Here is a 26,082-nt window from a genome sequence, read left to right as displayed (position 1 = left end):
ACTAGTCGGGGCGCGGTGCACGAAACACGGTGCGGAGCGTGGCCGGACCGCTACCGGGACGGAGGAGCGGGCACGGTATCGTGGTCGGGTTCGCCCCCGTAGCTCAGCGGATAGAGCAGGAGCCTTCTAATCTCTTGGTCGCAGGTTCGATTCCTGCCGGGGGCACCACGCCATCCATGATCTACGCGGTGCTTCTCATCTCTTGCTCGCAGGTTCACGGTGCTGATGACGCTGGCTGCCGGGGGCACCACGCGACACCACCCCCCCCCACACGACGACGCGCCCCCGACCGAGGTCGGGGGCGCGTCGTCGTTCCTTCACCTGGTCAGTCGTCCGCGCGTTCGGGTGTCGTCCGGCGTCGGACCTGGCTCGCACTGACCGGCTGCTCGAAACGCTCGTCGTCCATCGCGTCGTCGCGGGTGTCGTCGTGGCTCGCGTCAGCCGGCGTGACCGCCGGTGCCTCGGGCGCGGACACCGGCGACGGTCCGGCCAGCGGGGCGTGAGCCGTCGGTGCCCGGTAGGCCTCGTCGCCACCGCGAACCAGGGCATCGTCGAGGGCCGCCGGGCGGAGCGCTGCCGAGGGTGCGGCACCCGAGGGCGCGGAGGTCTCGGTACGTCGCTGCTCGGTCGCCGCCGCAGCCCGATGCTCGGCTTCCCAGGCCTTCTGCTTCGCGGCCGTGTCTCGGTCGACGTCGGCTTCTTCGTACTTCCAGCGGGCGAGATCGTCGCGGAACAGCTTCTTGGCCCGCCCGGGGCGGTTCTGCCACTCGACGAGGCGGTCGCGGAGTTCGCCCAGCGTCTGCTCGGACTGGAAGCTGAAGGACGCCGAGTTGCGCTTGATCTCGGCCAGTTCGTGAGCCGCCCAGTCGGCGGCGAGGGTGCTGCCGGTCGCGGGCGACAGCCGCAGCCGGACGTCGGCTTCGTGGCCTAGGTGATCGGCGTAGGCGCGCTCCTCGACTCCGAGCGAGCTGTAGACGGCACCCTTGCGGGCTGCCGAGACGAGGGCCGCGACCGCCGCCGCTTTCGCCTCGTCCTCGTGCAACGACACGACCCGCCGCGTGCTCGCCCGGCCGATGAGGGCTGCGACGATGCCGGCCACGACGATGGCGACGAAGGGGATCACCGCATCGGTGACGACACGCCACCCGTTGTCCGAAGAGAGCCATTCGACGAGATCGTTCCACCACTGCATGGGGCGAACACTACAGCCGAGGTCGAAGGTTGCACCGCTGCGACATGCTGTCGAGCCCGCCGCCGGAGACGCCGTCACGGTGCTCCGGCGGAGGCGTCGGGATCAGGCGAACCGGAAGCAGTCGGTGGCGTCGTCGCGACTCCAGAACTCGCCGATCTCGACGAACCGACGCTGACGGGGCAGGAACCGCTTGGCGCGGTAGCGATCACCCTGCGGGTCGTCGAAGCGCTCGACGTAGCCCACGATCTCGCCACCGGGACGGGTCACCCGGGCGAGGTCGTCGTGCACCTGGACGAGCTGCAGGCCGCCGCGGGTCGAGCGCAGGGAGGGAAGGGGAACGCGTGCGTGAGCGTGCGGCGCAGGCGGGACGATCGCGTGGTCGAGGGTGCTGCTGGTCATGAGGTGCTCCTGAGGTCATCCGGCCGATGCTGTCGAGAACACCCCTGACGCTAGGGGTGACCACCGACATCGACGTCGGACACCTGGGACACCTCGGACACGTCGGACGCGTCGGACGCCTGGATGGCGCGGTGCCCCGTCGGCACCGCGCCGTCCGGTCAGCGGCCGGTGCCGTCGACCGCCAGCGGCTCGATCGCCGCGAGCTCGTCCTCGGTCAGCTCGGCACCGTCGAGTGCGTCGAGGCTGTCGTCAAGCTGGGCCACCGACGAGGCGCCGATGAGGGCGCTGGTCACGGCGGGTTGGCGCAGCACCCAGGTGAGCGAGAGCTGCGCGAGCGACTGGCCCCGCGCCTCCGCGATCTCGTTCAGGCCGCGGACGCGGGAGAGGTAGGTCTCGTCGAGGGCGTCCTCGGAGAACCACCGGCCCTCGGCCGCGCGCGAACCCGCGGGAGCACTGCCCGAGAGGTAGCGGTTCGTCAGGAGGCCCCCGGCCAGGGGCGAGAACACGATCGAACCGACGCCGCGGGTCAGGAGGGTGTCGAAGAGCCCTCGCTCGGGCCGGCGGTCGAACATGTTGTACCGCGGCTGGTGGATCAGCAGGGGCACGCCCTCGGCGGCCAGGGCGTCGATCGCGGCCTCGGTCTGCGCCGGGTCGTAGTTGGAGATGCCGGCGTAGAGCGCCTTGCCCTGCCGGACGGCCGTCGCGAGCGCCCCCATCGTCTCGTCGATCGGGGTCTCGGGGTCGGGGCGGTGCGAGTAGAAGATGTCGACGTGGTCCATGCCGAGCCGCCCGAGGCTGGCCTCGAGCGAGTTGAGCAGGTACTTGCGCGACCCCCCGTCGCCGTACGGTCCGGGGGTCATGTCGTAGCCCGCCTTCGACGAGACCACGATCTCGTCGCGGTAGGGGCGCAGGTTCGCCGCGGCGATGCGACCGAACTGCTCTTCGGCCGAGCCGTAGGGCGGGCCGTAGTTGTTCGCCAGGTCGAAGTGGGTGACCCCCCGGTCGAACGCGCGCAGCACGATGTCGCGCTGCGTCTCGAGGCTCCGGTCCGAGCCGAAGTTGTTCCAGAAGCCGAGGGAGATGCGGGGCAGCCGGAGTCCGCTGCGGCCGGTACGGACGTAGTCCAGTCGTGAGTACCGTGCGTCGTCGGCGACGTAGGGCGTGAAAGGTGATCTCATGCGGTCAGCCTAGGGCGGGCCCTCGGCTCGGGAGTAGGTTCACGGGCATGACGACGTTCGTTCTGGCCGGTGGGTGCTTCTGGTGCCTCGACGCGGTCTACCGCACCCTCGACGGCGTCACCGAGGTGGTCTCGGGTTACACCGGCGGAGACACCGAGCGGCCGAGCTACGACGACGTGTGCACGGGCCGCACGGGTCACGCCGAGGCCGTCGCGGTCGGCTTCGACCCCGAGAAGCTCCCCGCCGACGTCGTCCTCGACGTCTTCTTCACCCTGCACGACCCGCGGCAGCTGAACCGGCAGGGCGCCGACGTCGGCACCCAGTACCGCTCGGCGATGTTCGCCGCCGACCACGACCAGGAGGCGGTCTTCCAGGCGGCCCGTGACCGCGCCTCCGAGGCCTGGGGCGGCGGTGTCGTCACGACGATCGAGCCGCTGTCCACCTGGTACGACGCCGAGGAGCACCACCAGGACTTCTTCGCCAAGAACCCCGGCCAGGGCTACTGCACCGCCGTCGCGCTGCCGAAGGTCACCAAGATCCGCAAGTCGTACGCGAAGTACGTGCTCGCCTCGTAGACGGGTCACGCCGCCCGGTGTGACCGACCGAGAAAGAGGAAAGGGGCGCTCGACGATGAGTGACCAGAACACCTTGCACCGACAGACCTGGGTGGCCGTGGGCCCGGCAGGCGCGGTCGGGACCATCCTGCGGACCGACGGCGGCTTCACGGTGCGCCTGTCCGCGAAGGGAGCCGACGGCGGCGTCTACCCGAGCCTGGCCGTGGCCAAGAGCGCCCTGTTCGCGGCGTTGGGGCCCGGCGCCGACTACCCGGAGTTCCACGAACACTGAGGCCCGGTCGTCCCCGGACGACTTGTCGTCGTGTCGTCCCCCGGGCGGCCCCCGCGCCTCCTTCTCCACAAGGAGGCGCGGGTGCCGTCCCGGGGGTCCCTCGCCCCCGCGAGACTCCCGTCATGACAGACACCATCACCCTCACAGGGATCATCGCGACCGACCCCCGGGCCCTCGTCACGCAGACCGGCCTCTCCATCACGAGCTTCCGACTCGCCTCGACGCAGCGACGGTACGACCGCGTCAAGGGCGAGTGGGTCGACGGCGAGACCAACTGGTACACCGTGACGTGCTTCCGTCAGCTCGCCGACAACGTGCTGGCCAGCCTCCGCAAGGGGCAGCGGGTCGTGGCCACGGGGCGCGTCCGCATCCGCGCGTGGGAGTCGGGCGAGCGCAGCGGCATGACGGTGGAGGTGGACGCGGACGCGGTCGGTCACGACCTCGTCTGGGGCAGGTCGACCTTCGAACGGCGGGTGGCGTCCGCTTCGTCCGCCACGGCGGGCTCCTCCTCGGCCGCGGGCGGGGGCGATCCGACCGTCGCCTCCGACGAGAGCGGCGCGGCACCCGAGACGGAGGCGGACCACGGAACCGGTCACGGAGGCCCCTCGGACGGTGCGGCGACGGATGCGTCGTCGGACCCCGACCGGGTGGCGATCCCCGACGACGGCGCGGACTGGGGTGCTCCCGCGGCCGTCGGCGCGGACGAGGTGGCGGCCCCGTTCTGACCACCCCGGTGACGCCCGTGTCCCGGGCCCGTGGGTCGGCACGCCGTAGACTCCTCACGGCTCGCCGACCCGCGGCCGCCGCCAGCGACGAAGGGCCCCCGTGACCGGTTCGAGACCTCCACGCGGCCTGGCGCTCGCCGCGATCGTGCTGGCCGTGGCGATCCCCCTCGTGGGGTGCACCTCGTCGCCCGAGCCGTCACCGACGCCGTCGTCCGTCGCCCCGTCGACGGACGCCCCGCCGTTCTCGTCCACGTCCACGACGGCCGAGGCGCTGGCCCACTTCGACGAGGTGAACGCCGCGACCGTCGCGGCGAACGCCCGCCCGGGTGGGCGCGCCGTCGTCGACGCGCTGGTGGCGGCCGGCTTCGACAAGTCGACGATGCAGGTCACCGCCGACACGACCTCGATCGGCCGCGACGCCGACAGCGTGCAGTTCTCGGTGCTCTGGGGTCAGGACTGCCTGATCGGGCAGGTCTCGGGCGCGGGCTACAGCAGCCAGACGGCGCCGGTCCTCGGCACGGGCGCCTGCCTCATCGGGTCGACCCGAGCCATCGACTGGTGACGTCGGGGGCGGGGCCCCGCCCGATAGACTCGCTGTCATGGCCGAATACATTTACTCGATGGTGCGCGCCCGCAAGGCGGTCGGCGACAAGCTGATCCTCGACGACGTCACCATGTCGTTCATCCCGGGGGCGAAGATCGGTGTCGTGGGGCCGAACGGCGCCGGCAAGTCGACGATCCTCAAGATCATGGCGGGGCTCGACACCCCCAGCAACGGCGAGGCGAAGCTCAGCCCCGGCTACTCGGTCGGCATCCTGATGCAAGAGCCCGAACTCGACGAGACCAAGACCGTCCTCGAGAACGTGCAAGAGGGCGTGGGGCCGATCAAGCAGAAGCTCGACCGCTTCAACGAGGTCTCGGCCGCCATGGCCGAGCCCGACGCCGACTTCGACGCGTTGCTCGCCGAGATGGGCACCCTCCAAGAAGAGATCGACGCCGCCGACGCCTGGGACCTCGACTCCCAGCTCGAGCAGGCCATGTCGGCCCTGCGCACGCCTCCGGGCGATGCCGAGGTCGCGAACCTCTCCGGTGGTGAGAAGCGTCGCGTCGCGCTGTGCAAGCTGCTGCTGCAGAAGCCCGACCTGCTGCTCCTCGACGAGCCCACCAACCACCTCGACGCCGAGAGCGTGCTCTGGCTCGAGCAGCACCTCAGCAAGTACCCCGGCGCCGTGCTCGCCGTGACCCACGACCGGTACTTCCTCGACCACGTCGCCGAGTGGATCGCCGAGGTCGACCGCGGCCGCCTCTACCCCTACGAGGGCAACTACTCGACCTACCTCGAGAAGAAGGGCGAGCGCCTCCAGGTCCAGGGCAAGAAGGACGCCAAGCTCGCCAAGCGCCTCGCGTCCGAGCTCGAGTGGGTCCGGAGCAACGCCAAGGGCCGTCAGGCGAAGTCGAAGGCACGTCTGGCGCGCTACGAAGAGATGGCGAACGAGGCCGAGCGCACGCGCACCTTGGACTTCGAAGAGATCGTGATCCCCGTGGGCCCGCGTCTCGGCTCACAGGTCATCGACGCCAAGAAGCTCCACAAGTCGTTCGGCGAGCGTGTGCTCATCGACGACCTGTCGTTCACGCTGCCCCGCAACGGCATCGTCGGCGTCATCGGGCCGAACGGCGTCGGCAAGACCACCCTCTTCAAGACGGTCGTCGGCCTCGAGCCGCTCGACGGTGGCGAGCTCAAGGTCGGCGAGACGGTCGACATCTCGTACGTCGACCAGAGCCGTGGCGGCATCGACCCCAACAAGAACCTGTGGGAGGTCGTCTCCGAGGGGCACGACTACATCCAGGTCGGCAAGACCGAGATCCCGTCGCGGGCCTACGTGTCGCAGTTCGGCTTCAAGGGTCCCGACCAGCAGAAGAAGGCCGGCGTGCTGTCGGGTGGTGAGCGCAACCGCCTCAACCTGGCGCTGACGCTCAAGCAGGGCGGCAACCTCCTCCTGCTCGACGAGCCCACCAACGACCTCGACGTCGAGACGCTGGGCAGCCTCGAGAACGCGCTCCTCGAGTTCCCCGGCTGCGCCGTGGTCATCACACACGACCGGTGGTTCCTCGATCGGATCGCCACGCACATCCTCTCGTGGGAGGGCCTGAACGACGACGGCACGCCCAACTGGTACTGGTTCGAGGGCAACTTCGAGGCGTACGAAGAGAACAAGGTCGAGCGCCTCGGCGCCGACGCGGCGAAGCCGAGTTCGGCCACGTACCGCAAGCTCACGCGCGACTGACCGGCACCGCACCGTCATGACCCGCCTGCACGTGCCGACCCGAGTCCGCTGGAGCGATCTCGACGGGTACCGTCACGTGAACAACGCGTCGATGCTGCGCCTCCTCGAGGAGGCGCGCATCGACGCGTTCTGGTCTGCCGACGGGGCGATCGACGAACGGTCCTCGGCCGCCGTCCTCGACGGCAGTCCCAACGCCGCGACGATGACGCTCATCGCCCGGCAGGAGCTCGAGTACCTCGTCCCCATCCCGTACCTGCGGGCCCCGCTCGACGTGCAGATCTGGGTCGGGCGACTCGGCGGGGCGAGCCTCGAGGTCTGCTACGAGGTCTGGTCGCCCGAGGGCGTCGAGCCCCGGACGCTGTTCACGAAGGCCGCCACCACCATCGTGCTGGTCGACTCGGCGACGAATCAGCCCCGGCGCATCTCCGACGTCGAGCGCGACGCCTGGTCGCCGTTCGTCGAAGAACCCCTGGCCTTCCGCCGGCGCTGACCAGGAACGTGGCGGGTCAGCCTCGCGGCACCCGCACCATGCCCTCTTGTGCGACGCTCGCCACGAGAGTGCCCGCGCGGTCGTAGATGCGCCCGAGCGAGAGGCCACGTCCGCCCACCGCATTGGGGCTCTCTTGCACGTAGAGAAGCCATTCGTCGACGCGGGCGGGACGGTGCCACCACATGGCGTGGTCGAGGCTCGCGGCCTTGAGCCCGGGGGTGACGAACGCGACGCCGTGACGGCGGTAGATCGGTTCGAGGAGCGTGTAGTCGCTCGCGTACAGCAGGGCGGCGCGGTGCAGGTCGGCGTCGTCGGGCAGAGGGCCGGTGGCCTTGAGCCAGACGGCCTGGTGCGCGACGTGGTCGCCCTCGACGCTGAAGAAGACCGGCGACGGCACGTGGCGCATGTCGAACGGCCGCCGGGCCCACGACTGGGCGACGGGGTTGTCGACCGCGGACAGCAACTCGGCGTCGCTCGGGACGTCCTCGGGATCGGGCAGGCCGGAGGGCATGTCGACCTGGTGGTCGAGCCCCTCGTCGGGGGTCTGGAAGGACGCGATCATCGAGAAGATCGGCACGCCGTCCTGCGACGCCTGGGTGCGACGGGTCGCGAACGACCGGCCGTCGTGGATGCGGTCGACCGTGAACGTGATGGGGATGTTGAGGTCGCCGGGCCGCAGGAAGTACGAATGCAGCGAGTGGACGTCGCGTCCGCCGCCGACGGTGCGCTGGGCGGCGACGAGGGCCTGCGCGGCGACCTGGCCGCCGAACACGCGACCGAGCGGCTCGGGCTGTGACCCACCCGTGAAGACGTCCTGACCACCGACGTTGCCCGCCGGCGAGAGGTCGAGGGTGGACAGCAGGCTCTGCAGCGGATCGTCGGTCACGCGATGTAGTTTAGGGGGCCGATGAACGACGCATTCACCCTCCCCGACTCCCTGTCCCTCAGCGATCTCGCGACCTATCTCGGGCGTGCGGGCCGGGTGGAGGACGGCTCGGTCCGGCTCATCGCCGGCTCCGGTGTCCTGGCCGTCTACGTCGCCGTGTTCTACCCGATGGGTCTGCTCGACTCGAGCCCTACCGTGCTGGGGCTCCGCACCTTTCAACTCGACGACCGCCCCGAGTTCGACGCCGTGGTCCCGGTCCGGTCGCTGAAGGAGCGCCTCGTACGCCTGCAGAACGACGTCGTCGACCCGACCGCTGCGGTCACCGTGTCCGTGCCCGCCACGGTCAACACCGTGACCTGGGCAGCGATCTCGCCGCCGCGCGGGGGCTGGACGCGACTCGGCCCGATCGAGGCCGACCGCCTCCGATCGACCGCCGAGGCCGGAATCGCCCGCGTCGCCGAGGCGATCCCCACGGGCACCGGTGAGCAGATCGTGCACCGGGTGCGAGCCGACGTGTGGTCGGCCCCCGTCGAGGGTGCCGAGGGGGTTCCCGCCGGAGCCGGCTTCGGTGCCCTCAGCCTGGGATTCCTCGACGGCGAGGACGAGGTCGCCGTGTTCGAGACCGGCACCTGGACCCGCCTCACGACGCCCAAGGGCCACGTGCTCGTCAAGCGGCGATCGTCCCTGCTCTGACGATCGGCCCGGCGGTGGGCGGTCCGAGGCGGGCAGCCCGGCGGTGGGCGGTCAGCGCTCGAACGTGTTGACCATGGCCTGCGCGGCGCGATCCAGGTAGCCCCAGAGCATCGCGTCGTCGAGCGGAGCGAGTTCGAGTTCGTCGACGGCCACCCGCATGTGCTGCAGCCAGTGGTCACGTGCCTCGGGCGTCACCCGGAACGGCATGTGCCGCATGCGCAGGCGGGGGTGCCCGCGCTCCTGGCTGTAGGTGGTGGGGCCGCCCCAGTACTGCTCGAGGAACCCCGTCAAGCGTTGGATCGCGCCCTCGAGATCCGCTTCCGGGTACATCGGCCAGAGCACCTCGTCGGTCCGGACGCCCTCGTAGAAGCGGCGGACCAACTTCTCGAAGGTCGGCCGCCCACCGATCTGCTCCCAGAAGTTGCCCTGGGCGGCGTCGTCACCGAGGCCCAGCCGGACGGTGACCGGCACGGCCGACGGCGGGGGAGTCACGGGCTGAGCGGTGGACGGGCGCGGCGTCAGCGGCAGGTCGGTCATTTGCGCTTGCTCCGCGGCACGTGGGGCGTCGGCGCCGTGCGGGGCGCCCGGGCGCCCTGGACCGAGGAGGCGCTGTCGAAGCCGGTGAGGACGACGCTCGTCAGCGAGGGCAGCACGATGTCCATGGCATCCAGGGTCTTCTTGAGACGGGACCGCAGCTCCCGGTCGACGTTGTCACGGTCGGCGGACCGTGTCTTGGCGACGATGCGGATGACCACGTGCTCCTCGGCGATCGACTGGATTCCCCAGACCTCGGGCTGGTCGATGATGGCGCGCCTCCACTTCGGGATCGCGGCGAGCTCGTTCGCGGTGTTCAACATGGCGTCCTGCACCTGGTCGACGTCGGCGGAGTACGGCACGGCGAGGTCGATGACCACGCGCGTCCAGCCTTGCGACATGTTGCCCACGCGCAGGATCTCGCCGTTGCGGACGAACCACAGCACGCCGTTCACGTCGCGGATCTGCGTGACGCGGATGCCGACGGCCTCGACGACGCCGGCCGCGGGCCCGACGTCGACGACGTCGCCCACCCCCAGCTGGTCTTCGGCGACCATGAAGATGCCGTTGAGCATGTCCTTGACGATGTTCTGGGCGCCGAACGCGAGTCCGGCACCGACCACGCCCGCCGCGCTGACGATCGCGACGGCGTTGAAGTTCAGTTCGCCGAGGATCAACACGAGCGCGATGCCCGCGACGACGACCGTCACCACGTTGTTCAGCACGCTGCCGAGCGTGCGGGTGCGCTGGACGACCCGGACGGCCTGCAGCGGCGAGGCCATGAGGGCCTGCGTGTCGTCGACGTTCTGCTTCCGCTTGATTCCGTTCACGACCTGGTCGACGACCCGCCGGATGGTGAAGTGCAGGGCGACGCGCAACAGCACCGCGACGAGCAGGATCGCCACGATGCGGATGGGAACGCGCCACATCGTCCAGAAGGCGTCCCAGTCGAAGGCGATCGGGGCGGCGGGGTCGGTGGCGGCAGCGAGGAGGAGGTCCATATGAGCGACAAGTCAAGCACGCCACCGCAACCCCACCCGGGAGGTGCCTGGACGCCGGAACGGCGGGCCCTGTGAGAGGGCCCGCCGTCCGGGTCGGTCGTCGGGTCGTCGCGCGACCCGGGGCACGACTACTGCCGGTCGACCGCCTGCACCCGCAGGGCCCGCTCGACGCCCGCGACGCTCTCGCTCACGATGCGGCGCAGGGCCGGCGTCTCGGGGTTCGCCTCGAGCCACGCGTACGACGCGTCGACGAGGGCCTGGTCGGCGAGGCCGGCCGGGTACAGCCCCGAGACGAGGGTGTCGGCGATGTGGTAGCTGCGCGACTCCCAGATGCCGGTGAGGGACGAGAAGTAGCGCTCGACGAGCGGCTGCAGGATCGCCGGGTCGTTCGTGTGCTGGAACCCGAGGGTCGTCGCCCGGACGATGGCGTTGGGCTGCTCGGCGCTGTCGACGACCGACGCGAAGGCGGTGAGCTTGCCCTCGGTGGTCGCGATCGTCGCGCGGGCCCGCGCGGCGGCCTGGGCGCCGTTCGCCGTGTTGTCCTCGGCGAGGGCGGCGTCGATCTCGGCCTCACCGGCACCGCCGACGAGCACGAGGCCCTCGAGCAGCTGCCAGCGCAGGTCGGTGTCGACGGTGAGGCCCTCGAGGGCGAGCGATCCGTCGAGCAGGCCGGCCAGCGCCTCCCGGTGGGTCTCGGTCGACGCGATCGCGGCGAAGAAGGTGACGAACTGGAACTGGGCGTCCGACCCGGCCTCGGCACCCTGGGCGAGGGCCCAGAGGCCGTCGCCGACCTCGGTGATCGTGGAGGTGCGGCGCGCGGGGGCGACGTAGCTGCGGGCGGTCTGCAGCAGCTGTGAGAGCGTGGTGCGGATCGTCGTCGACTCGGTCTCGGTCGCGATGTTGTCGAGCACGAGACGCACGTAGTCCGAGGCCGAGGTCTCGGCGTCGCGCGTCGCGTCCCAGACCGAGCCCCAGACGAGGGCGCGGGCCAGCGGGTTCGAGATCTTCGACAGGTGGGCGATGGCCGTGGCGAGCGACACCTCGTCGAGTCGGATCTTCGCGTAGGCGAGGTCGTCGTCGTTGATCAGCACGAGGTCGCCGCGGTTCAGGCCGACCAGCTCGGGGACCTCGGTACGGGTGCCGTCCACGTCGATCTCGACGCGGTCGGTGCGGACCAGGGCGTCGCCCTGCAGGGCGTAGAGGCCGATGGCGAGGCGGTGCGGGCGGATGGTGGGGTGGTCGGCGGCCGCCTCCTGGAGCACGGCGAACGAGGTGATCACGCCGTTCTCGTCGACCTCGAGCTCGGGACGCAACGTGTTGACGCCCGCGGTCTCGAGCCAGAGCTTCGACCAGCTGGTCAACTCGCGGCCCGAGGTGGCCTCGAGTTCGACGAGCAGGTCGCTCAGCTCGGTGTTCGAGTGGTGGTGCTTCTTGAAGTACGCCGCGACGCCGGCGTAGAAGGCGTCGATGCCCACCCAGGCGACGAGCTGCTTGAGCACCGACCCGCCCTTGGCGTAGGTGATGCCGTCGAAGTTGACCTGGACGTCCTCGAGGTCGTTGATCGTGGCGACGACGGGGTGCGTCGACGGCAGCTGGTCCTGGCGGTAGGCCCAGCTCTTCTCCATCGCCTGGAAGGTGGTCCAGGCCTCGGTCCACTCGGTCGCCTCGGCGGTCGAGATGGTCGAGGCCCACTCGGCGAACGACTCGTTCAGCCAGAGGTCGTTCCACCACTTCATCGTGACGAGGTCGCCGAACCACATGTGCGCGAGCTCGTGGAGGATCGTGACGACGCGGCGTTCCTTGATGGCGTCGGTCACCTTGCTGCGGAAGACGTAGGTCTCGACGAAGGTGACGGCACCCGCGTTCTCCATGGCACCGGCGTTGAACTCGGGCACGAAGAGCTGGTCGTACTTGTCGAAGGGGTACGCGTAGTCGAACTTCTCTTCGTAGTAGGCGAAGCCCTGACGGGTCTTCTCGAAGATGTAGTCGGCGTCGAGGTACTCGGTGAGGGATCGGCGCGTGAAGATGCCGAGCGGGATCGTGCGGCCGTCGGAACTGGTGAGGTCGCTGCGGACCACGTCGTACGGGCCGGCGATGATCGCCGTGACGTAGCTCGAGAGCACGGGCGTGGGCGAGAACGTCCAGGTGCCGGTCTCACCGTCGACGACGGGTTCGGGCGTGGGCTGGTTGCTGACGACCTGCCAGCGTGTGGGTGCGGTGACCGTGAACTGGAACGTCGCCTTGAGGTCGGGCTGCTCGAAGACCGCGAAGACGCGGCGGCTGTCGGGCACCTCGAACTGCGAGTAGAGGTAGACCTCGCCGTCGACCGGGTCGACGAACCGGTGCAGGCCCTCGCCGGTGTTGGTGTACTCGGCATCGGCGACGACCTCGAGCACGTTCTCGGCGGCCAGCTCGGCCAGCTGGATGCGCACGCCGTCGGAGACCGCGTCGACGTCGAGCGCGGTGCCGTTGAGGGTCACCGAGTGCACGGTGCTGGTGAGCGCGTCGATGAAGGTCGACGCTCCGGGGGTGGCGGTGAAGCGCACGGTGGTCGAGCTGCCGAACACCTCGTCGCCGCGGGTCAGGTCGAGGGCGATCTCGTACGACTGCACGTCGACGACGTTCTTGCGCTCTTGCGCCTCGACGCGGGTGAGGTTCTCTCCGGGCACGCTGGCTCCATCCGTCTTGGGGGTGAGGGGGGACTCGTGGTCCGCTGAAAGCCTAGACCGGCTGTACGACGCCGGGGTGTTGACTGAGGGCATGACCGACACCCCCGCTCCCGCGTCCCACACCGTCGTCGACTTCTGGTTCGACCCGTCGTGCCCCTGGGCCTGGATGACCAGCCGCTGGGTCGACGAGGTCGCGAAGCACCGTGACCTCGACGTCACCTTCCACGTGATGAGCCTCGCGGTGCTCAACGAGGACGCCGACGTCAGCGACGAGTACAAGGCCAACTTCGCCCGCATGCTGCGCTACACGCGGCTCGTCACGGCCGCAGGTGAACTCCACGGTCAGCAGATCGTCAAGCCGCTCTACGACGCCCTCGGCACCCGCATACACCACGAGGGCGAGAAGGACGGCGACGTCGTCATCGCCGGTGCCGTGGCCGAGGTCGGACTGCCCGCCGACTTCGCGCGGTACGCGGACGGCGACGAGTACGACGAGCAGATGCGTGCCAGCCACTTCGACGGCATCGGCCGGGTCGGCCAGGACGTCGGCACGCCTGTCATCTCGGTCGACGGCGTCGCCTTCTTCGGCCCCGTCATCTCTCCGGCGCCGAAGGGCGAGGAGGCGCTGCGGCTGTGGGACGGAGTCGTCGCCGTGGCCTCGTACCCCGGCTTCTTCGAGATCAAGCGCACGCGCACGGTCGGGCCGATCTTCGACTGAGCCGGTCGTAGGATCGTCTCCATGCGCATCCACGTGGCGACCGATCACGCCGGCCTCGACTTCAGCACGACCGTCATCCAGCACCTCACCGACGCGGGCCACGACGTGACCGACCACGGTCCGACGAGCTACGAGCCCCTCGACGACTACCCGTCGTTCTGCATCGCGGCGGCCCGGGCGACCGTGCGGGACCAGCGTGCCGGCCACGAGGCGCTGGGCGTCGTCTTCGGCGGCTCGGGCAACGGCGAGCAGATCGCCGCGAACAAGGTCGAGGGCGTCCGTGCCGCCCTGGTCTGGAACGACTCGACGGCCAAGCTCGCCCGCCAGCACAACGACGCGAACGTCATCGCGATCGGGGCGCGCCAGCACACCGAGGCCGAGGCCCTGGCGTTCATCGACGCCTTCGTCGCCGAGCCGTTCAGCCACGACGAACGCCACGTGCGCCGCATCGCGCAGGTCGGCGAGTACGAGACCACGGGCGCCATCGCCGGTCACCCGGTCGACTGACGACGTAACGTCGAGAGCGGCGGGACCCCGACCGGGGCCTCGCCGCTCCGTCGTCTCCGGCGTCACGCCCGAGACCGTTCCATCGACCACCGAGAGAGGTGTCGCCGTGCCCGAGGGCCATTCCGTCCACCGCATCGCCAACCAGTTCGAGCAGAGCTTCGTCGGCCACCGAGTCCGGGTGAGTTCGCCCCAGGGTCGGTTCGCCGACGGGGCGACCAGGCTCGACGGCGCCACGATGGTCGACTCCAAGGCCGTCGGCAAGCAGATGTTCCTCGAGTTCGACAACGGCCTGTGGCTGCACGTGCACCTCGGGCTCTACGGTGCGTGGGACTTCGCGGGCGCCATCGCCACGGGCCATTCGATGGCCGAGTCCCGGACTCGCCGGGCGGCCACCCGCAAGGCCGAGAACGCCCCCGACGACGACGGAGAGGACTCGATGGCCAGCATCGGGGCGCCACGCCGGTCTCGCGTGCGCATGGCCGAGCAGGAGAAGACCGAGGACGACATCGACTCGTTCCCGCCCGAGCCCGTCGGGCAGGTGCGCGTGCGGCTGTTGACCGACACCGCGGTCGGCGACCTCCGTGGCCCGACGAAGTGCGAGGTGCTCGACGCGGCCGGGGTCGACCTGGCGATCTCCAAGCTCGGTCCCGACCCCCTCGTCGACTCGCCGAAGAAGGGCGCCGACCGCTTCGTGTCGATCGCGGGCGGGAAGCGCACCCCGATCGGCCTGTTGCTGATGGACCAGAGCGTGGTCAGCGGCATCGGCAACATCTACCGGGCCGAGCTGCTGTTCCGGGCCCGGCTCGACCCGCACACTCCCGGCAACCAGGTCCCCGAAGAGGTGCTGCGCGCCCTCTACAAAGACTGGACGAAGCTGCTCAAGAGCGGCGTGGAGCTCGGCCAGATGATGACCATGGACGGTCTCACCAAGTCCCAGCACGCCAAGGCCCTGCGCAGCCGGGCCGACCGGCACTGGGTCTACCACCGCGAGGGTCTGCCCTGCCGGGTCTGCGGGACGAACGTCGTGATGGAGATGGCCGCGGGTCGCAAGCTGTACTGGTGCCCGACCGACCAGACTTGACCGCATGCGGCACAGCCCCACGTTCGTCCTGTCCGACGTCGACGAGGTCAAGAGGCTGATCCACGAGAACCCGTGGGCGACGATCGTGTCGCACACGGCGGCCGGTCTCGTCGCGTCGCACTACCCCGTCGTGCTCGAGCAGGACGACGCCGACCCGGGGGCCATCGTGCTCGTCAGCCACGTCGGTCGTCCGGACGAGCGCTCGCACGAACTGGGCGAGCACGAGGTCATGGTGATCGTCCAGGGCCCGCACGGCTACGTCTCACCCGGCTGGTACCCGGCCGAGCAGATCATCCCCACCTGGAACCACGTCACGGCGCACCTCTGGGGCACCCCCGAGATCCTCTCGGACGACGAGAACTTCCGCGTGCTGGGCGAGCTCGTCGACCACTTCGAGCGCGTCATGCCCGAGCCCTCGACCCTCACCCTCGACGACGAGGGCTCTCGCCGGGTCGCGAAGGGCACCGTCGGCATCCGGCTGCGCGTGACCCGGTTCGACGCCCGCGCCAAGCTGAGCCAGAACAAGGCACCCGAGGTCGTCGACCGCATCGTGGACGAGCTCGAGCACGGCGAGCACTACGCGCAGCCGGCGCTCGCCGCCGAGATGCGCCGGGTGCGCGACCGATGACGGTCGGCGCAGGAACCCGGGCCGAGGAGGCGCGGCGCACGCTCCTGACGGGCGCCCGCCTGGTCGGCGGCGGACCCGCTCCCGTGGACGTCCTGCTCGAGGGTGGCCGGGTCGTCGCGCTCGCGTCCGGCCCCGCCCCCGTCGGTGCCGAGGTGGTCGACCTCGACGGCCGCTGGCTCGCCCCGGGCCTCTGGGACTCCCACGTCCACATGGACCAGTGGGCGTTGGTGCGCCGACGACTCGACCTGTCGCGGGCACGGTCCGCCGCCGAGGCGGCCTCGATCGTGGGGGAGCGCCTCCGCGTCGAGCCGGTCGAGGCGGGCGGGACCCTCGTCGGCTACGGCTTCCAGGACGCCCTCTGGCCCGATGCTCCGAGCCGCGCGCTCCTCGACTCGGTGGCCGGTGACGTGCCGGTCGTCCTCGTGAGCAACGACCTGCACTCCGTCTGGCTCGACTCGTCCGCCCTGGCCCGTCACGGTCACGCCGACCACCCGACCGGCCTGCTGCGCGAGCAGCCGGCCTTCGACGTCAGCGCCGCGGTGAGCGTCGTACCGGACGAACAGCTCGACGGGTGGGTCGCCGAGGCCGTCGACGCGGCCGCCGCACGGGGGGTCGTCGGCGTCGTCGACCTCGAGATGACGCTGTCGCTCGACCGCTGGACACGTCGGGTGGCCGGAGGCACGCGGGGCCTCCGCATCCGTCCCGGGGTCTACCCCCGCGACCTCGACGCCGTCGTCGCCCGCGGGCTGCGCACCGGCGACGTGGTCCCGGGCACCGAGGGCCTCGTCACCATGGGGCCGTTCAAGATCATCACCGACGGCTCCCTCGGCACCCGCACCGCGTGGTGCCACGACCCGTACCCCGGGCTCGAGGGCGACCCGGCTGCTCGGGGGGTGCGCATCTACGAGACCGACGAACTCGTCGGGTGGCTGCGCCGCGCCTCCTCGGCGGGACTCGTCCCGGCCGTGCACGCGATCGGCGACGCCGCGAACGCCCAGGCGCTGGACGCCCTCGAGCTGGTCGGCTGCGGGGGCAGCATCGAGCACGCCCAACTGCTCGACCTGCACGACGTCGACCGGTTCGCGCGCCTCGGCATCGTGGCCAGCGTGCAGCCCGAACACGCCATGGACGACCGCGACGTCGTCGACCGGCTCTGGGTGGGCCGCTCCGAGCGTGCCTACGTCTTCGAGAGCCTCGTCGCCGCCGGCGTCCGCCTGCAGCTCGGTTCGGATGCGCCGGTCGCCCCGCTCGATCCCTGGGTGGCGATGGCCGCGGCGATCTCGCGCTCGCGCGACGGACGCGAGGCGTGGCACCCCGAACAGCGACTGGTCGCCTCGGCGGCGCTCGCCGCCTCGACGGGCGGTCGAGCCACGGTCGAGGTCGGCTCCGTCGCCGATCTCGTGGTCACCGAGGTCGATCCGCTCGCCGCGTCGGACGACCAGCTGCGCCGGATGCCCGTCGTCGGCACGGTCCTGGCGGGTCGGTGGACGCACCGCACGCTCTGACGAGGCGGCGTCGACCCGACACGGCGAAGGCCGCCACCCCGTGCGGGGTGGCGGCCTTCGTCCGTCCGGCGGGACGGGTCAGCCGGCGACGTGCGCGGCGAGGAACCAGCGGTCCTTCTCGAGGCCCCGCGAGATCTCGATGGCGACGTCCTGGCTCGAGGCGTCGAGCTCGCCGAGCTCGTCGATGGCCTCGCGGACGGCGACGAGCGAGGCGTCGATCTGGGCGACCAGCTCGGCGATCGTGACGTCGATCTGGTTGAAGCCGGGGGAGGTGGGGGGGATGACCGTCTTGGCGGCGACGGTCTCGATGCGTCCGTCGACCGGCAGGCCGAGGGCGACGACGCGCTCGGCGGCGAGGTCGGCCCACTCGCGGGCGTGGTCGACGACCACGTCGATGAGTTCGTGGACGGCGACGAACGCGATGCCGCGCACGTGCCAGTGGGCCTGCTTGCCGTTGACCGACAGGGCCGTCATGTCGGTGACGATCTGGCTGAGGAACTGGGCGACGCCGGCGGCGACGTCGGGGTCGACGGAACCCTGGGGGACGGTGCGGGTGATGTCGGTCATGACGTGGTCCTTTCCTAGACGATGGAGGCAACGCTAGACGTCTGGGAGAATTCCGCAAGCAAGCTGAGGCTCGGCTCACCTAGGCCAGCCTCACCTCACCACGGGTCGTGAGGGGGGATAACCCCACCGGCGGTCCGGGCGCTGGCACCATGGGGTGGACGCCCCGTCCGGACCAGGCTCGAAGGCATGATCCAGGAGACCACCATCACCGCCGCCAACCCCTACCTCTCGCCCTCGCCCCCACCCGGTGGCTACCGACGCCGTTGGCGCGAACTGCCCCGTGAACTCGGCTACGTCGCCCTGTCGGCCGTCCTCGTCGTCATCGTGACGGTGGCCGCCTCGTTGTTCCTGCACACGGTCAGCGGGTCGAGCGACTCGCTGTTCACCCTCGTCTTCCTCGCGATCGTCGTCTTCGGCGCGCTCTGGATCGCCCGGTGGTTCGGCACCTTCGAGGTGCTCCGCCTGCGGTGGGCCAGCGACCGACCCATCCGCCCCGTCGACTGGACGCCGAACACCGAGTGGGGCCGGTCGACGAACCGCTTCGCGCGGGCCGTCTCGGTCTTCGCCAACCCGCACTACTGGCTGTACCTGCTCTACGGCGTCGTGGTGTTCCCGATCGTGGCGGGCTTCACGTCCTTCGTCCTCGTGGGTCTCCTGGCCGGCCCGGTGCTCGCCGTCCTGGGGGTCGTGCTCGTCTTCCAGGCGTTGCCGCCGTTCGACACCTTCAACTGGGCGTCCGCGATCGGCAACGGCGGAGGCGCGGTGCTCGTCGTCCTCGCCCTCGCGCTCTTCGCGGGCGTCGTGCTCGTCTATCCCTACGTCGTGCACGGGTTCGTCGTCATGCACCAGGCGATCGCCGCCGTCATGCTCGGGGGGTTCCGCAGCGAGCAGCTCGAGGTCGAGCTCGCCGACCGTGAGATCTCGCGCACGGCCGCCCTGTCGGCCGAGGGCACGGCCCTCCGCCGGCTCGAGCGCGACATCCACGACGGACCGCAACAGCGTCTGGTGCGTCTGCAGATGGACCTCGCCGCGGCGTCCCGCGCCGTCGACACCGACCCCGAGAAGAGCAAGACCCTCATCGAGGAGGCGCGGGTCCAGTCCCGCGAGGCCCTCGAGGAGCTGCGTGCCCTGTCCCGCGGTTTCGCGCCTCCGTTGTTGATGGACCGGGGCCTCGTGGCGGCGCTCGAGTCGCTCGTCGACCGCTCGGTGGTGCCCACCACGATGCTCGACCGGGTGCCCGCGCACGTCGTGATCCCGAGCGACATCGAGCGCAACGCGTACTTCATCGCGTCCGAACTGGTGACGAACACGGGCAAGCACGCCGGGGCGGCCAGCGCCGACCTCGTGCTGCGCACGAGGCAGGCTCCCGACGGCATCGGCACCCTGCTCGAACTCGTCGTGACCGACGACGGGCGCGGCGGCGCCGGCCTGCGCGACGGCCACGGTCTCGCCGGGGTGCAGGAGCGCCTGGTGGGCCTCGGCGGCTTCCTCGACATCAGCAGCCCGCAGGGCGGGCCGACCATCGTCACGGTGAGCATCCCGATGACGATCGAGGTGCCGAGCAACCCGACGCTGCCGCTGCCGACCGAGCCGCTGCCGCCGTTCTCGTCGACGGCCGTGACCGAGCCGCTGTCCGACGCCGCGCTGCCCGACGGGCCGCTCGACCCGCCGGCCGGGCCGCCCGCGCGACCGTAGTCCGTGGGCCGCGCCCGTAGTCTGGACGCGTGAGTCTCGAGAGCCCCTCCCGTCAGCCCCTCCGTGTCGTCGTCGCCGACGACTCGGTGCTGCTGCGGGAGGGGCTCGTCCGACTGCTCGACGAGATCGGGGTCGACGTCGTGGGGGCGTACGGCGACGCCGACGCCTTGCTGGCCGACCTCGACGAGGTCCGTCCCGACATCGCCGTCCTCGACGTCCGCATGCCGCCGACGCACACCGACGAGGGCGTCCGGGCCGCGATCGAGGCGCGACGCCGTCGGCCCGACCTCGGCATCCTGCTGCTGTCGCAGTACGTCGAGGTGGCCTACGCCCGCGACCTGCTCGAAGCGGGCTCGGGCGGGGTCGGCTACCTGCTCAAGGACCGCATCGCCTCGTTCGACGAGTTCCGTGACGCGCTCGGGCGGGTGTCCGACGGCGGCACGGTCCTCGACCCGCAGGTCGTCTCGCAGTTGCTGGGCCGTCGCAGCGATCCGCTCGCCGCGCTCACGCCGCGGGAGCGGGAGGTCCTGACGCTGATGGCCGAGGGTCGCACGAACGCCGCCATCGCGGCCGAACTGGTCATCGGAACGGGTGCGGTGGAGAAGAACGTCACCTCGATCTTCCAGAAGCTCCTGCTGGAAGACAGCGGCACCGACCACCGCCGGGTGCTCGCCGTGCTGGCCTTCCTGCAGCACTGAGTCGACGCGTCCCCCGCGTCGGCATCGCGCCCCTGACCGGGCGGCCGAGGTCGAGGACGGGCGTCGTCAGCTGGTCGTGCCCGGAGGGGTGTCGGCCGGGTCGGCGGGGGAGTCCGCCTGGGGGGCGACGACCCGGGCGCCGGCGACGTCGAGGACGACGTCGCGCAAGGCGTGGCCGACGGCTTCGTACCCGGCCGTCGTGGGGTGGATGCCGTCGACGGTCGTGCCGGCGGCGAAGACGTCGCCCGCCCGCGCGAACCCCCAGGGGTCGGTGAAGGTCCAGCCCTTGTCGGCGACGTAGCGTTCGAGCTGTGCCTCGTACCGGGCCGCGGCCCGGGGTGCACGGTCGTAGGGCGGGATCGCGGCCACGACGACGTGCTCCGGCCGGATCGTGTCGACGATGGCGTCGTACGACGAGGCGGACTCGGCGAAGCTCGTGCCCAGGCGCACGTCGTTCGTGCCCGACATCAGGACCAGGACGTCGACGTCGGCGACGGGGCGCACCGCGGCGGCCTGCTCCTGCACGGTCGAGCCGCCCTTCGCGTAGCCGCCGACGTAGTCGACGCCGTCGCCCTGGGCGTAGGTCATCCAGGTGTCGGCGGTGAGCCCCTCGCTCAGCAGGCGACCTCCGCCGGCCGTGAGCGAGTCGCCGACGATCGCGACCCGCACCCCGCCCGAGGTCGGTGCCACGGCCACGCCGGGCCCGGCCGCGGCCTGCGCGATCGCGCCGGACCCGGACCCGGACCCGGACCCGCTGGTCGCCTCGGTCGGTGGGGCGGCGCACCCGGCCGCCAGGGTGGCCACGACCGCACCGACCAGCGCGACCCGTGCGAACGTCGCGCGTCTCATGTGGCCATCTTGGGTCACGTCGCGCCGGGAAAAATCATCCGCCAGCACGACTTCCCCCCGAGCTGGCCGAGAGACCCCTGAAGGCCGCCGACGCCTGCGTGCAAGGCCCGGAGAACATTTCATCGAGGGCGCCTGCCGGCGTCGACGCCTGCGTGCAAGGCGCGGAGAAGGTTTCATTCGAGGCGCCCCCGGCGCCGGACGCCGGAGGCGTCGAACAAACACAGAGGGGATGACGGGAATCGAACCCGCGTGATCAGTTTGGAAGACTGAGGCTCTACCATTGAGCTACATCCCCGTGAGCGGCCGGGCCGCACGGGTGAGACCAGCATAAGGCATCCGACGAGGTCGCTCAGTCACGGCCCCCGGTGTCGGCTAGACTCGACGCGGCCTTCACGTACCCGACCTCAACGGGGCTCACGCGTGCAGGCCGGTTCCAGGCTGATACACGGGGCGTAGCGTAGTGGCTAGCGCGTCCGTTTTGGGGGCGGAAGATCGCAGGTTCGAGTCCTGTCGCCCCGACGATCGTCTACCTGCTGTCTCGGATGTGAGTTCAGCGCCACCAACACAGGAGAAGCCCCACATTGGTCCAGACCACGGTTGAGAAGCTCAGCCCCACGCGCGTCAAGCTCAACATCGTCGTCACCCCCGACGAGCTCAAGCCCAGCGTCACGCACGCCTACGGTCACATCGCCGAGTCGGTCAACATCCCCGGGTTCCGCAAGGGCAAGGTGCCGCCGCCCATCATCGACCAGCGCGTCGGTCGTGAAGAGGTGTTGAACCACGCCGTCAGCGAGAGCCTCGACAAGTTCTACCGCGAGGCCGTGACCGAGACCGAGATCCGCGTCCTCGGCCGTCCCGAGGCCGACGTGGTCGAGTGGCCGAACGTCAAGGACTTCTCCGGCGACCTGAAGATCGCCGTCGAGGTCGACGTGCGTCCCGACTTCGACCTGCCCGAGTACGACGGCCTCGAGCTGACGGTCGACACGGTCGACATCACCGACGACGAGATCGCCGAAGAGCTGACGAACCTGCGTACCCGTTTCGGCACGCTGGTCACCGTCGACCGCCCCGCCACCACGGGTGACTTCGCGCAGATCGACCTGACGGCCACCATCGGCGACGACGTCGTCGACACCGCCAAGGGCATCTCGTACGAGCTCGGCTCGGGCGAGCTGATCGAGGGCATCGACGAGGCCCTCGAGTCCCTCACCGCCGGTGAGAGCACCACCTTCGAGTCGAAGCTGCTCGGCGGGGACCGCGAGGGCGAGACCGCCCTCATCGCCGTCGACGTCACGGCCGTCAAGGAGCGCGAGCTGCCCGAGGCCGACGACGACTTCGCCCAGATCGCCAGCCAGTTCGACACGATCGACGAGCTCAAGGGCGACCTGAAAGAGCAGCTCGCCAAGTCGAAGACCTTCGGTCAGGGTGCCCAGGCACGCGACCAGGTCGTCGAGAAGCTGCTCGAGGCCGTCGAGATCCCCGTCCCCGAGAAGCTCGTCGAGGACGAGGTGCACCGTCACCTCGAGCAGGAGAACCGCCTCGAGGACGACGAGCACCGCGCCGAGGTGAAGGAGAGCAGCGAGAAGGCCTTCCGCAACCAGATCCTCCTCGACGCCATCGCCGAGAAAGAGGCCGTCAAGGTCGAGCAGGACGAACTGACGCAGTACCTCATCCAGGGTGCGGCGCAGTACGGCATGGAGCCCGGCGAGTTCATCAAGGTCCTCGACCAGAACGGCCAGATCCCCGCCATGGTCGGCGAGGTCGCCCGCAGCAAGGCCCTCGCGGTCGTGCTCAGCAAGGCCAAGGTCGTCGACGGCAAGGGCGACTCGGTCGACCTGTCCGCCTTCACGGCGACCGCCGGCGTCGGCGGCGACGACGACGACCACGCGGGTCACGACCACGCGTAAGCGAGAGCGGCGGGTCGGCTGACCCGTCACGTCCGAGAGGGCCGGGTGCGAGTGCGCACCCGGCCCTCCGTCGTTCCCGGCACCGCGCCTCCCGGGCTCGTGGACGGGCCCCCGACGGGGCCGGGGAGGCGCGGTATCTGCCGTGGGCGAACAGCCCGGAACCCGTGCGTTGGCTCCGATAGATTCGACGACAAGCGACAACGAATGGGAGCTCCACCATGGCCGACGTGACACTGCCCAACAGTGTTTTTGACCGACTGCTCAAAGACCGGATCATCTGGCTCGGCTCTGAGGTCCGCGACGAGAACGCCAACGAGATCGCCGCGAAACTGCTGCTGCTCGCTGCGGAAGACAGCGAGAAGGACATCTACCTCTACATCAACTCGCCCGGCGGGTCGATCACGGCGGGCATGGCGATCTACGACGCCATGGAGTTCGTTCCGAACGACATCGTCACCGTCGGCATCGGCATGGCCGCCTCGATGGGCCAGCTGCTCCTGACGGCCGGCACCAAGGGCAAGCGCTACATCACGCCGAACGCGCGCGTCCTGCTGCACCAGCCGCACGGCGGGTTCGGCGGCACCTCGTCGGACATCCAGACGCAGGCGCAGCTCATCCTCTCGATGAAGCGTCGACTGGCCGAGATCACGGCCGCACAGACGGGCAAGACCGTCGAGCAGATCAACGAAGACGGCGACCGCGACCGCTGGTTCACCGCCGAGGAGGCCCTCGAGTACGGCTTCGTCGACCACATCCGCGGCTCGGCCACCGACGTCGTCGGCGGCGCCGGCACCGACCAGGCCTAGGCCCTCCGCCCCTTCGTCAGAACGAGAAAGAGAAGAACTCATGGAACTCCCGATGATGGGTGGCGCGGGTCGAGTGCAGACCCCCAGCTCCCGGTACATCCTGCCCAGCTTCGAAGAGCGGACGGCCTACGGCTACAAGCGTCAGGACCCGTACGCGAAGCTGTTCGAAGACCGCATCGTCTTCCTCGGCGTGCAGGTCGACGACGCCTCGGCCGACGACATCATGGCCCAGCTGCTCGTGCTCGAGAGCATGGACCCCGACCGCGACATCACGCTGTACATCAACTCGCCCGGTGGCTCGTTCACGGCCATGACGGCGATCTACGACACGATGCAGTACATCCGTCCCGAGATCCAGACGGTGTGCCTCGGTCAGGCCGCCTCGGCCGCGGCCGTCCTGCTCGCCGCGGGTCAGCCCGGCAAGCGTCTCGCCCTGCCCAACGCCCGCGTGCTGATCCACCAGCCCGCGACCGGTGGCAGCAGCGGCGGCCAGGCCTCGGACATCGAGATCCAGGCCGCCGAGGTGCTCCGCATGCGCACCTGGCTCGAAGAGACCCTGTCGAAGCACTCGAACAAGACGCCCGAGCAGGTGAACCGCGACATCGAGCGCGACAACATCCTCGGAGCGCAGGAGGCCCTCGACTACGGTCTCGTCGACCAGGTCCTGGGTTCGCGCAAGAACCAGCCGGCGGCGCTCACGCGCTGACCACGGCACGACGACGACGGCCCCGGGCACCCGCCCGGGGCCGTCGTCGCGTCGACGGGTGGACGGACGGCCCGGCGTCCGTCCGCCACCACCGCGGATGTGCTCGAACCACCCGGGTCGGTCCGTGAGTGTCGGCGGATCGGGTTAGGCTCGTCCCACACGACGACCGGTCCCGGTCGATGACCTCAGCCAATCAGGGAGGCCGAGCATGGCGCGCATAGGTGAGAGTGCCGATCTGCTCAAATGCTCGTTCTGCGGCAAGAGCCAGAAGCAGGTCCAGCAGCTGATCGCCGGTCCCGGCGTCTACATCTGCGACGAATGCGTCGAGCTCTGCAACGAGATCATCGAAGAGCGCCTCGCCGAGGCCGGCGACGAACCCGCGAGCGAGTTCGACCTGCCCAAGCCCCGCGAGATCTACTCGTTCCTCGAAGAGTACGTGATCGGTCAGGACGCGGCGAAGCGTGCGCTGTCCGTGGCCGTCTACAACCACTACAAACGGATCCGTGCCGCCTCCACCCTCACGGCCGCCGAGTCGCTGGCCGACGAGGTCGAGATCTCGAAGTCGAACATCCTCTTGATCGGCCCGACCGGCTGCGGCAAGACCTACCTGGCCCAGACCCTCGCCAAGCGACTCAACGTGCCGTTCGCCGTCGCCGACGCCACGGCCCTGACCGAGGCGGGTTACGTCGGCGAAGACGTCGAGAACATCCTGCTGAAGCTGATCCAGGCTGCGGACTACGACGTCAAGCGGGCCGAGACCGGCATCATCTACATCGACGAGATCGACAAGATCGCCCGCAAGGCCGAGAACCCGTCCATCACGCGAGACGTCTCGGGCGAGGGCGTGCAACAGGCACTCCTCAAGATCCTCGAGGGCACCGTGGCCTCGGTGCCGCCGCAGGGTGGCCGCAAGCACCCCCACCAAGAATTCATCCAGGTCGACACGACCAACGTGCTGTTCATCGTCGCCGGGGCGTTCGCCGGACTCGAGGACATCATCTCGAACCGCGCCGGCAAGCGCGGCATCGGCTTCGGCGCCCCGCTGCACAGCAAAGAAGACGAGGCGGCCCTCTTCAGCGAGGTCCTGCCCGAAGACCTGCACAAGTTCGGTCTGATCCCCGAGTTCATCGGCCGTCTGCCCGTGGTGACCACGGTGACGCAGCTCGACCAGCCGGCCTTGATGCAGATCCTCACCGAGCCCAAGAACGCCCTCGTGCGGCAGTACCAGCGCATGTTCGAGATCGACGGGGTCGAGCTCGAGTTCGATCGCGGCGCCCTCGAGGCGATCGCCGACCTGGCCGTCCTGCGCCAGACCGGTGCCCGTGGTCTCCGCGCCATCCTCGAAGAGGTCCTCGGGCCGATCATGTTCGACGTCCCGTCCGACGACACCGTCGGGCGCGTCGTCATCACGCGGGCGTCGGTGCTCGAGAACGCCGCGCCCACGATCGTGCCGCGCCTCGTCGAGCAGCGCACCGAGAAGTCCGCCTAGCAGCGACGTCAGAACGCCCCGGCCGGTT

General features: G+C 70.2%; 27 protein-coding genes and 3 tRNA genes. 20 read left to right on the top strand and 10 right to left on the bottom strand.

The annotated features are described in order from the left end of the window. Nucleotides 1–92 precede the first annotated feature (92 nt). A tRNA-Arg gene (locus ASL10_RS12545) sits at nucleotides 93–168 on the top strand. Nucleotides 169–325: 157 nt separating this feature from the next. On the opposite strand, the gene ASL10_RS12540 is transcribed toward ASL10_RS12545, so the two are convergent. The 3 genes from ASL10_RS12540 to ASL10_RS12530 form a co-directional block, all read right to left on the bottom strand. Then, on the bottom strand, nucleotides 326–1,192 hold the full coding sequence (locus tag ASL10_RS12540; protein WP_056048433.1) for a hypothetical protein: 867 nt from the start codon (nucleotides 1,190–1,192) through the stop codon (nucleotides 326–328). Between the two features lie 102 nt (nucleotides 1,193–1,294). Then, nucleotides 1,295–1,591, bottom strand: a complete 297-nt coding sequence (locus ASL10_RS12535) for a hypothetical protein (protein ID WP_233568527.1) — start codon at nucleotides 1,589–1,591, stop codon at nucleotides 1,295–1,297. Nucleotides 1,592–1,749: 158 nt separating this feature from the next. Beyond that, nucleotides 1,750–2,769: an aldo/keto reductase gene (locus ASL10_RS12530; RefSeq protein ID WP_056048431.1), complete on the bottom strand. Its 1,020-nt coding sequence runs from the start codon at nucleotides 2,767–2,769 to the stop codon at nucleotides 1,750–1,752. A gap of 47 nt (nucleotides 2,770–2,816) precedes the next feature. Between ASL10_RS12530 and msrA the strand changes: the two genes are divergently transcribed. The 6 genes from msrA to ASL10_RS12500 all read left to right on the top strand — a co-directional run bounded on the left by msrA (nucleotide 2,817) and on the right by ASL10_RS12500 (nucleotide 7,115). Next, a complete protein-coding gene (gene msrA / locus ASL10_RS12525) occupies nucleotides 2,817–3,344 on the top strand; it encodes a peptide-methionine (S)-S-oxide reductase MsrA (RefSeq protein WP_056048428.1) in 528 nt (175 codons plus the stop codon). A gap of 55 nt (nucleotides 3,345–3,399) precedes the next feature. Continuing rightward, the gene (locus ASL10_RS12520) at nucleotides 3,400–3,615 is read left to right on the top strand and encodes a hypothetical protein (RefSeq protein ID WP_056048425.1); all 216 of its coding nucleotides are present in this window, start codon (nucleotides 3,400–3,402) and stop codon (nucleotides 3,613–3,615) included. 122 nt (nucleotides 3,616–3,737) lie between these two features. Beyond that, nucleotides 3,738–4,340 (top strand): single-stranded DNA-binding protein, encoded by a 603-nt coding sequence (ssb, locus tag ASL10_RS12515; protein ID WP_082460557.1) that lies wholly within the window; start codon nucleotides 3,738–3,740, stop codon nucleotides 4,338–4,340. A gap of 100 nt (nucleotides 4,341–4,440) precedes the next feature. Next, entirely contained in the window at nucleotides 4,441–4,902 is a 462-nt protein-coding gene (locus ASL10_RS12510) for a hypothetical protein (RefSeq protein WP_056048423.1), read from the top strand. A 37-nt stretch (nucleotides 4,903–4,939) separates the two neighbouring features. Further along, nucleotides 4,940–6,625, top strand: a complete 1,686-nt coding sequence (gene ettA, locus ASL10_RS12505) for an energy-dependent translational throttle protein EttA (RefSeq protein WP_056048420.1) — start codon at nucleotides 4,940–4,942, stop codon at nucleotides 6,623–6,625. A 16-nt stretch (nucleotides 6,626–6,641) separates the two neighbouring features. Continuing rightward, entirely contained in the window at nucleotides 6,642–7,115 is a 474-nt protein-coding gene (locus tag ASL10_RS12500) for a thioesterase family protein (protein ID WP_056048417.1), read from the top strand. A 16-nt stretch (nucleotides 7,116–7,131) separates the two neighbouring features. Here ASL10_RS12500 and ASL10_RS12495 read toward each other — a convergent pair whose 3' ends face one another. Beyond that, entirely contained in the window at nucleotides 7,132–8,001 is an 870-nt protein-coding gene (locus ASL10_RS12495; protein WP_056048415.1) for an acyl-CoA thioesterase II, read from the bottom strand. A 21-nt stretch (nucleotides 8,002–8,022) separates the two neighbouring features. On the opposite strand from ASL10_RS12495, the gene ASL10_RS12490 reads away from it, so the two are divergent. After that, nucleotides 8,023–8,694: a hypothetical protein gene (locus ASL10_RS12490; protein ID WP_056048412.1), complete on the top strand. Its 672-nt coding sequence runs from the start codon at nucleotides 8,023–8,025 to the stop codon at nucleotides 8,692–8,694. Between the two features lie 51 nt (nucleotides 8,695–8,745). Here the strand turns inward: ASL10_RS12490 and ASL10_RS12485 are convergent, their stop codons facing one another. From ASL10_RS12485 to pepN, 3 genes are all read right to left on the bottom strand, one after another. Further along, nucleotides 8,746–9,231 carry a globin gene (locus ASL10_RS12485; protein ID WP_082460556.1) on the bottom strand — a complete coding sequence of 162 codons (486 nt, stop codon included), beginning with the start codon at nucleotides 9,229–9,231 and terminating at the stop codon, nucleotides 8,746–8,748. After that, nucleotides 9,228–10,229: a mechanosensitive ion channel family protein gene (locus ASL10_RS12480; protein WP_056048409.1), complete on the bottom strand. Its 1,002-nt coding sequence runs from the start codon at nucleotides 10,227–10,229 to the stop codon at nucleotides 9,228–9,230. Before ASL10_RS12480 ends, ASL10_RS12485 begins: the two co-directional genes overlap by 4 nt. Nucleotides 10,230–10,357: 128 nt before the next feature. Further along, on the bottom strand, nucleotides 10,358–12,898 hold the full coding sequence (gene pepN, locus ASL10_RS12475; RefSeq protein WP_056048404.1) for an aminopeptidase N: 2,541 nt from the start codon (nucleotides 12,896–12,898) through the stop codon (nucleotides 10,358–10,360). A gap of 91 nt (nucleotides 12,899–12,989) precedes the next feature. Here pepN and ASL10_RS12470 point away from each other — a divergent pair, with 91 nt between their 5' ends. The 5 genes from ASL10_RS12470 to ASL10_RS12450 all read left to right on the top strand — a co-directional run bounded on the left by ASL10_RS12470 (nucleotide 12,990) and on the right by ASL10_RS12450 (nucleotide 17,337). Beyond that, the gene (locus ASL10_RS12470) at nucleotides 12,990–13,616 is read left to right on the top strand and encodes a DsbA family protein (RefSeq protein WP_056048400.1); all 627 of its coding nucleotides are present in this window, start codon (nucleotides 12,990–12,992) and stop codon (nucleotides 13,614–13,616) included. Between the two features lie 21 nt (nucleotides 13,617–13,637). Continuing rightward, nucleotides 13,638–14,123 carry a ribose-5-phosphate isomerase gene (locus tag ASL10_RS12465; protein ID WP_043597130.1) on the top strand — a complete coding sequence of 162 codons (486 nt, stop codon included), beginning with the start codon at nucleotides 13,638–13,640 and terminating at the stop codon, nucleotides 14,121–14,123. Between the two features lie 106 nt (nucleotides 14,124–14,229). Beyond that, nucleotides 14,230–15,204, top strand: coding sequence for an Fpg/Nei family DNA glycosylase (locus ASL10_RS12460; RefSeq protein WP_056048397.1), 975 nt, complete (start codon nucleotides 14,230–14,232; stop codon nucleotides 15,202–15,204). A gap of 4 nt (nucleotides 15,205–15,208) precedes the next feature. Next, entirely contained in the window at nucleotides 15,209–15,832 is a 624-nt protein-coding gene (locus ASL10_RS12455) for an FMN-binding negative transcriptional regulator (protein WP_056048395.1), read from the top strand. Next, nucleotides 15,829–17,337, top strand: coding sequence for an amidohydrolase (locus tag ASL10_RS12450; RefSeq protein WP_056048392.1), 1,509 nt, complete (start codon nucleotides 15,829–15,831; stop codon nucleotides 17,335–17,337). Before ASL10_RS12455 ends, ASL10_RS12450 begins: the two co-directional genes overlap by 4 nt. A gap of 78 nt (nucleotides 17,338–17,415) precedes the next feature. Here ASL10_RS12450 and ASL10_RS12445 read toward each other — a convergent pair whose 3' ends face one another. Beyond that, a complete protein-coding gene (locus tag ASL10_RS12445; protein ID WP_043597026.1) occupies nucleotides 17,416–17,904 on the bottom strand; it encodes a Dps family protein in 489 nt (162 codons plus the stop codon). A gap of 186 nt (nucleotides 17,905–18,090) precedes the next feature. Between ASL10_RS12445 and ASL10_RS12440 the strand changes: the two genes are divergently transcribed. Both ASL10_RS12440 and ASL10_RS12435 read left to right on the top strand, forming a co-directional pair. Then, nucleotides 18,091–19,599, top strand: coding sequence for a sensor histidine kinase (locus tag ASL10_RS12440; RefSeq protein WP_056048388.1), 1,509 nt, complete (start codon nucleotides 18,091–18,093; stop codon nucleotides 19,597–19,599). Between the two features lie 29 nt (nucleotides 19,600–19,628). After that, on the top strand, nucleotides 19,629–20,297 hold the full coding sequence (locus ASL10_RS12435) for a response regulator transcription factor (RefSeq protein ID WP_056048385.1): 669 nt from the start codon (nucleotides 19,629–19,631) through the stop codon (nucleotides 20,295–20,297). A 66-nt stretch (nucleotides 20,298–20,363) separates the two neighbouring features. Here the strand turns inward: ASL10_RS12435 and ASL10_RS12430 are convergent, their stop codons facing one another. Next, on the bottom strand, nucleotides 20,364–21,146 hold the full coding sequence (locus ASL10_RS12430; protein ID WP_056048382.1) for an SGNH/GDSL hydrolase family protein: 783 nt from the start codon (nucleotides 21,144–21,146) through the stop codon (nucleotides 20,364–20,366). Between the two features lie 224 nt (nucleotides 21,147–21,370). Further along, nucleotides 21,371–21,441 (bottom strand) — tRNA-Gly (locus ASL10_RS12425). Nucleotides 21,442–21,592: 151 nt separating this feature from the next. Here ASL10_RS12425 and ASL10_RS12420 point away from each other — a divergent pair. From ASL10_RS12420 to clpX, 5 genes are all read left to right on the top strand, one after another. Continuing rightward, nucleotides 21,593–21,665, top strand: a tRNA-Pro gene (locus tag ASL10_RS12420). A gap of 62 nt (nucleotides 21,666–21,727) precedes the next feature. After that, the gene (tig, locus tag ASL10_RS12415) at nucleotides 21,728–23,053 is read left to right on the top strand and encodes a trigger factor (protein WP_056048379.1); all 1,326 of its coding nucleotides are present in this window, start codon (nucleotides 21,728–21,730) and stop codon (nucleotides 23,051–23,053) included. Between the two features lie 218 nt (nucleotides 23,054–23,271). Then, on the top strand, nucleotides 23,272–23,859 hold the full coding sequence (locus ASL10_RS12410) for an ATP-dependent Clp protease proteolytic subunit (RefSeq protein WP_043597035.1): 588 nt from the start codon (nucleotides 23,272–23,274) through the stop codon (nucleotides 23,857–23,859). Nucleotides 23,860–23,899: 40 nt separating this feature from the next. Continuing rightward, complete coding sequence (locus tag ASL10_RS12405; protein ID WP_056048376.1) at nucleotides 23,900–24,565, top strand: ATP-dependent Clp protease proteolytic subunit; 666 nt, start codon at nucleotides 23,900–23,902, stop codon at nucleotides 24,563–24,565. A gap of 208 nt (nucleotides 24,566–24,773) precedes the next feature. Beyond that, on the top strand, nucleotides 24,774–26,054 hold the full coding sequence (gene clpX, locus ASL10_RS12400) for an ATP-dependent Clp protease ATP-binding subunit ClpX (protein ID WP_043597039.1): 1,281 nt from the start codon (nucleotides 24,774–24,776) through the stop codon (nucleotides 26,052–26,054). Nucleotides 26,055–26,082 lie beyond the last annotated feature (28 nt).

The organism is Frigoribacterium sp. Leaf8, assembly GCF_001421165.1.
Lineage (GTDB): Bacteria > Actinomycetota > Actinomycetes > Actinomycetales > Microbacteriaceae > Frigoribacterium.
Note: the sequence above shows the minus strand (reverse complement) of the source record. Positions and strands in the feature narration are given on the sequence as shown.

Coding starts and splice junctions, on each gene's coding strand:
- ASL10_RS12540 (WP_056048433.1), bottom strand. CDS start 1,192: ATGCAGTGGTGGAACGATCTCGTCGAATGGCTCTCTTCGGACAACGGG.
- ASL10_RS12535 (WP_233568527.1), bottom strand. CDS start 1,591: ATGACCAGCAGCACCCTCGACCACGCGATCGTCCCGCCTGCGCCGCAC.
- ASL10_RS12530 (WP_056048431.1), bottom strand. CDS start 2,769: ATGAGATCACCTTTCACGCCCTACGTCGCCGACGACGCACGGTACTCA.
- msrA (WP_056048428.1), top strand. CDS start 2,817: ATGACGACGTTCGTTCTGGCCGGTGGGTGCTTCTGGTGCCTCGACGCG.
- ASL10_RS12520 (WP_056048425.1), top strand. CDS start 3,400: ATGAGTGACCAGAACACCTTGCACCGACAGACCTGGGTGGCCGTGGGC.
- ssb (WP_082460557.1), top strand. CDS start 3,738: ATGACAGACACCATCACCCTCACAGGGATCATCGCGACCGACCCCCGG.
- ettA (WP_056048420.1), top strand. CDS start 4,940: ATGGCCGAATACATTTACTCGATGGTGCGCGCCCGCAAGGCGGTCGGC.
- ASL10_RS12500 (WP_056048417.1), top strand. CDS start 6,642: ATGACCCGCCTGCACGTGCCGACCCGAGTCCGCTGGAGCGATCTCGAC.
- ASL10_RS12490 (WP_056048412.1), top strand. CDS start 8,023: ATGAACGACGCATTCACCCTCCCCGACTCCCTGTCCCTCAGCGATCTC.
- ASL10_RS12485 (WP_082460556.1), bottom strand. CDS start 9,231: ATGACCGACCTGCCGCTGACGCCGCGCCCGTCCACCGCTCAGCCCGTG.
- ASL10_RS12480 (WP_056048409.1), bottom strand. CDS start 10,229: ATGGACCTCCTCCTCGCTGCCGCCACCGACCCCGCCGCCCCGATCGCC.
- ASL10_RS12470 (WP_056048400.1), top strand. CDS start 12,990: ATGACCGACACCCCCGCTCCCGCGTCCCACACCGTCGTCGACTTCTGG.
- ASL10_RS12465 (WP_043597130.1), top strand. CDS start 13,638: ATGCGCATCCACGTGGCGACCGATCACGCCGGCCTCGACTTCAGCACG.
- ASL10_RS12455 (WP_056048395.1), top strand. CDS start 15,209: ATGCGGCACAGCCCCACGTTCGTCCTGTCCGACGTCGACGAGGTCAAG.
- ASL10_RS12450 (WP_056048392.1), top strand. CDS start 15,829: ATGACGGTCGGCGCAGGAACCCGGGCCGAGGAGGCGCGGCGCACGCTC.
- ASL10_RS12445 (WP_043597026.1), bottom strand. CDS start 17,904: ATGACCGACATCACCCGCACCGTCCCCCAGGGTTCCGTCGACCCCGAC.
- ASL10_RS12440 (WP_056048388.1), top strand. CDS start 18,091: ATGATCCAGGAGACCACCATCACCGCCGCCAACCCCTACCTCTCGCCC.
- ASL10_RS12430 (WP_056048382.1), bottom strand. CDS start 21,146: ATGAGACGCGCGACGTTCGCACGGGTCGCGCTGGTCGGTGCGGTCGTG.
- ASL10_RS12410 (WP_043597035.1), top strand. CDS start 23,272: ATGGCCGACGTGACACTGCCCAACAGTGTTTTTGACCGACTGCTCAAA.
- ASL10_RS12405 (WP_056048376.1), top strand. CDS start 23,900: ATGGAACTCCCGATGATGGGTGGCGCGGGTCGAGTGCAGACCCCCAGC.
- clpX (WP_043597039.1), top strand. CDS start 24,774: ATGGCGCGCATAGGTGAGAGTGCCGATCTGCTCAAATGCTCGTTCTGC.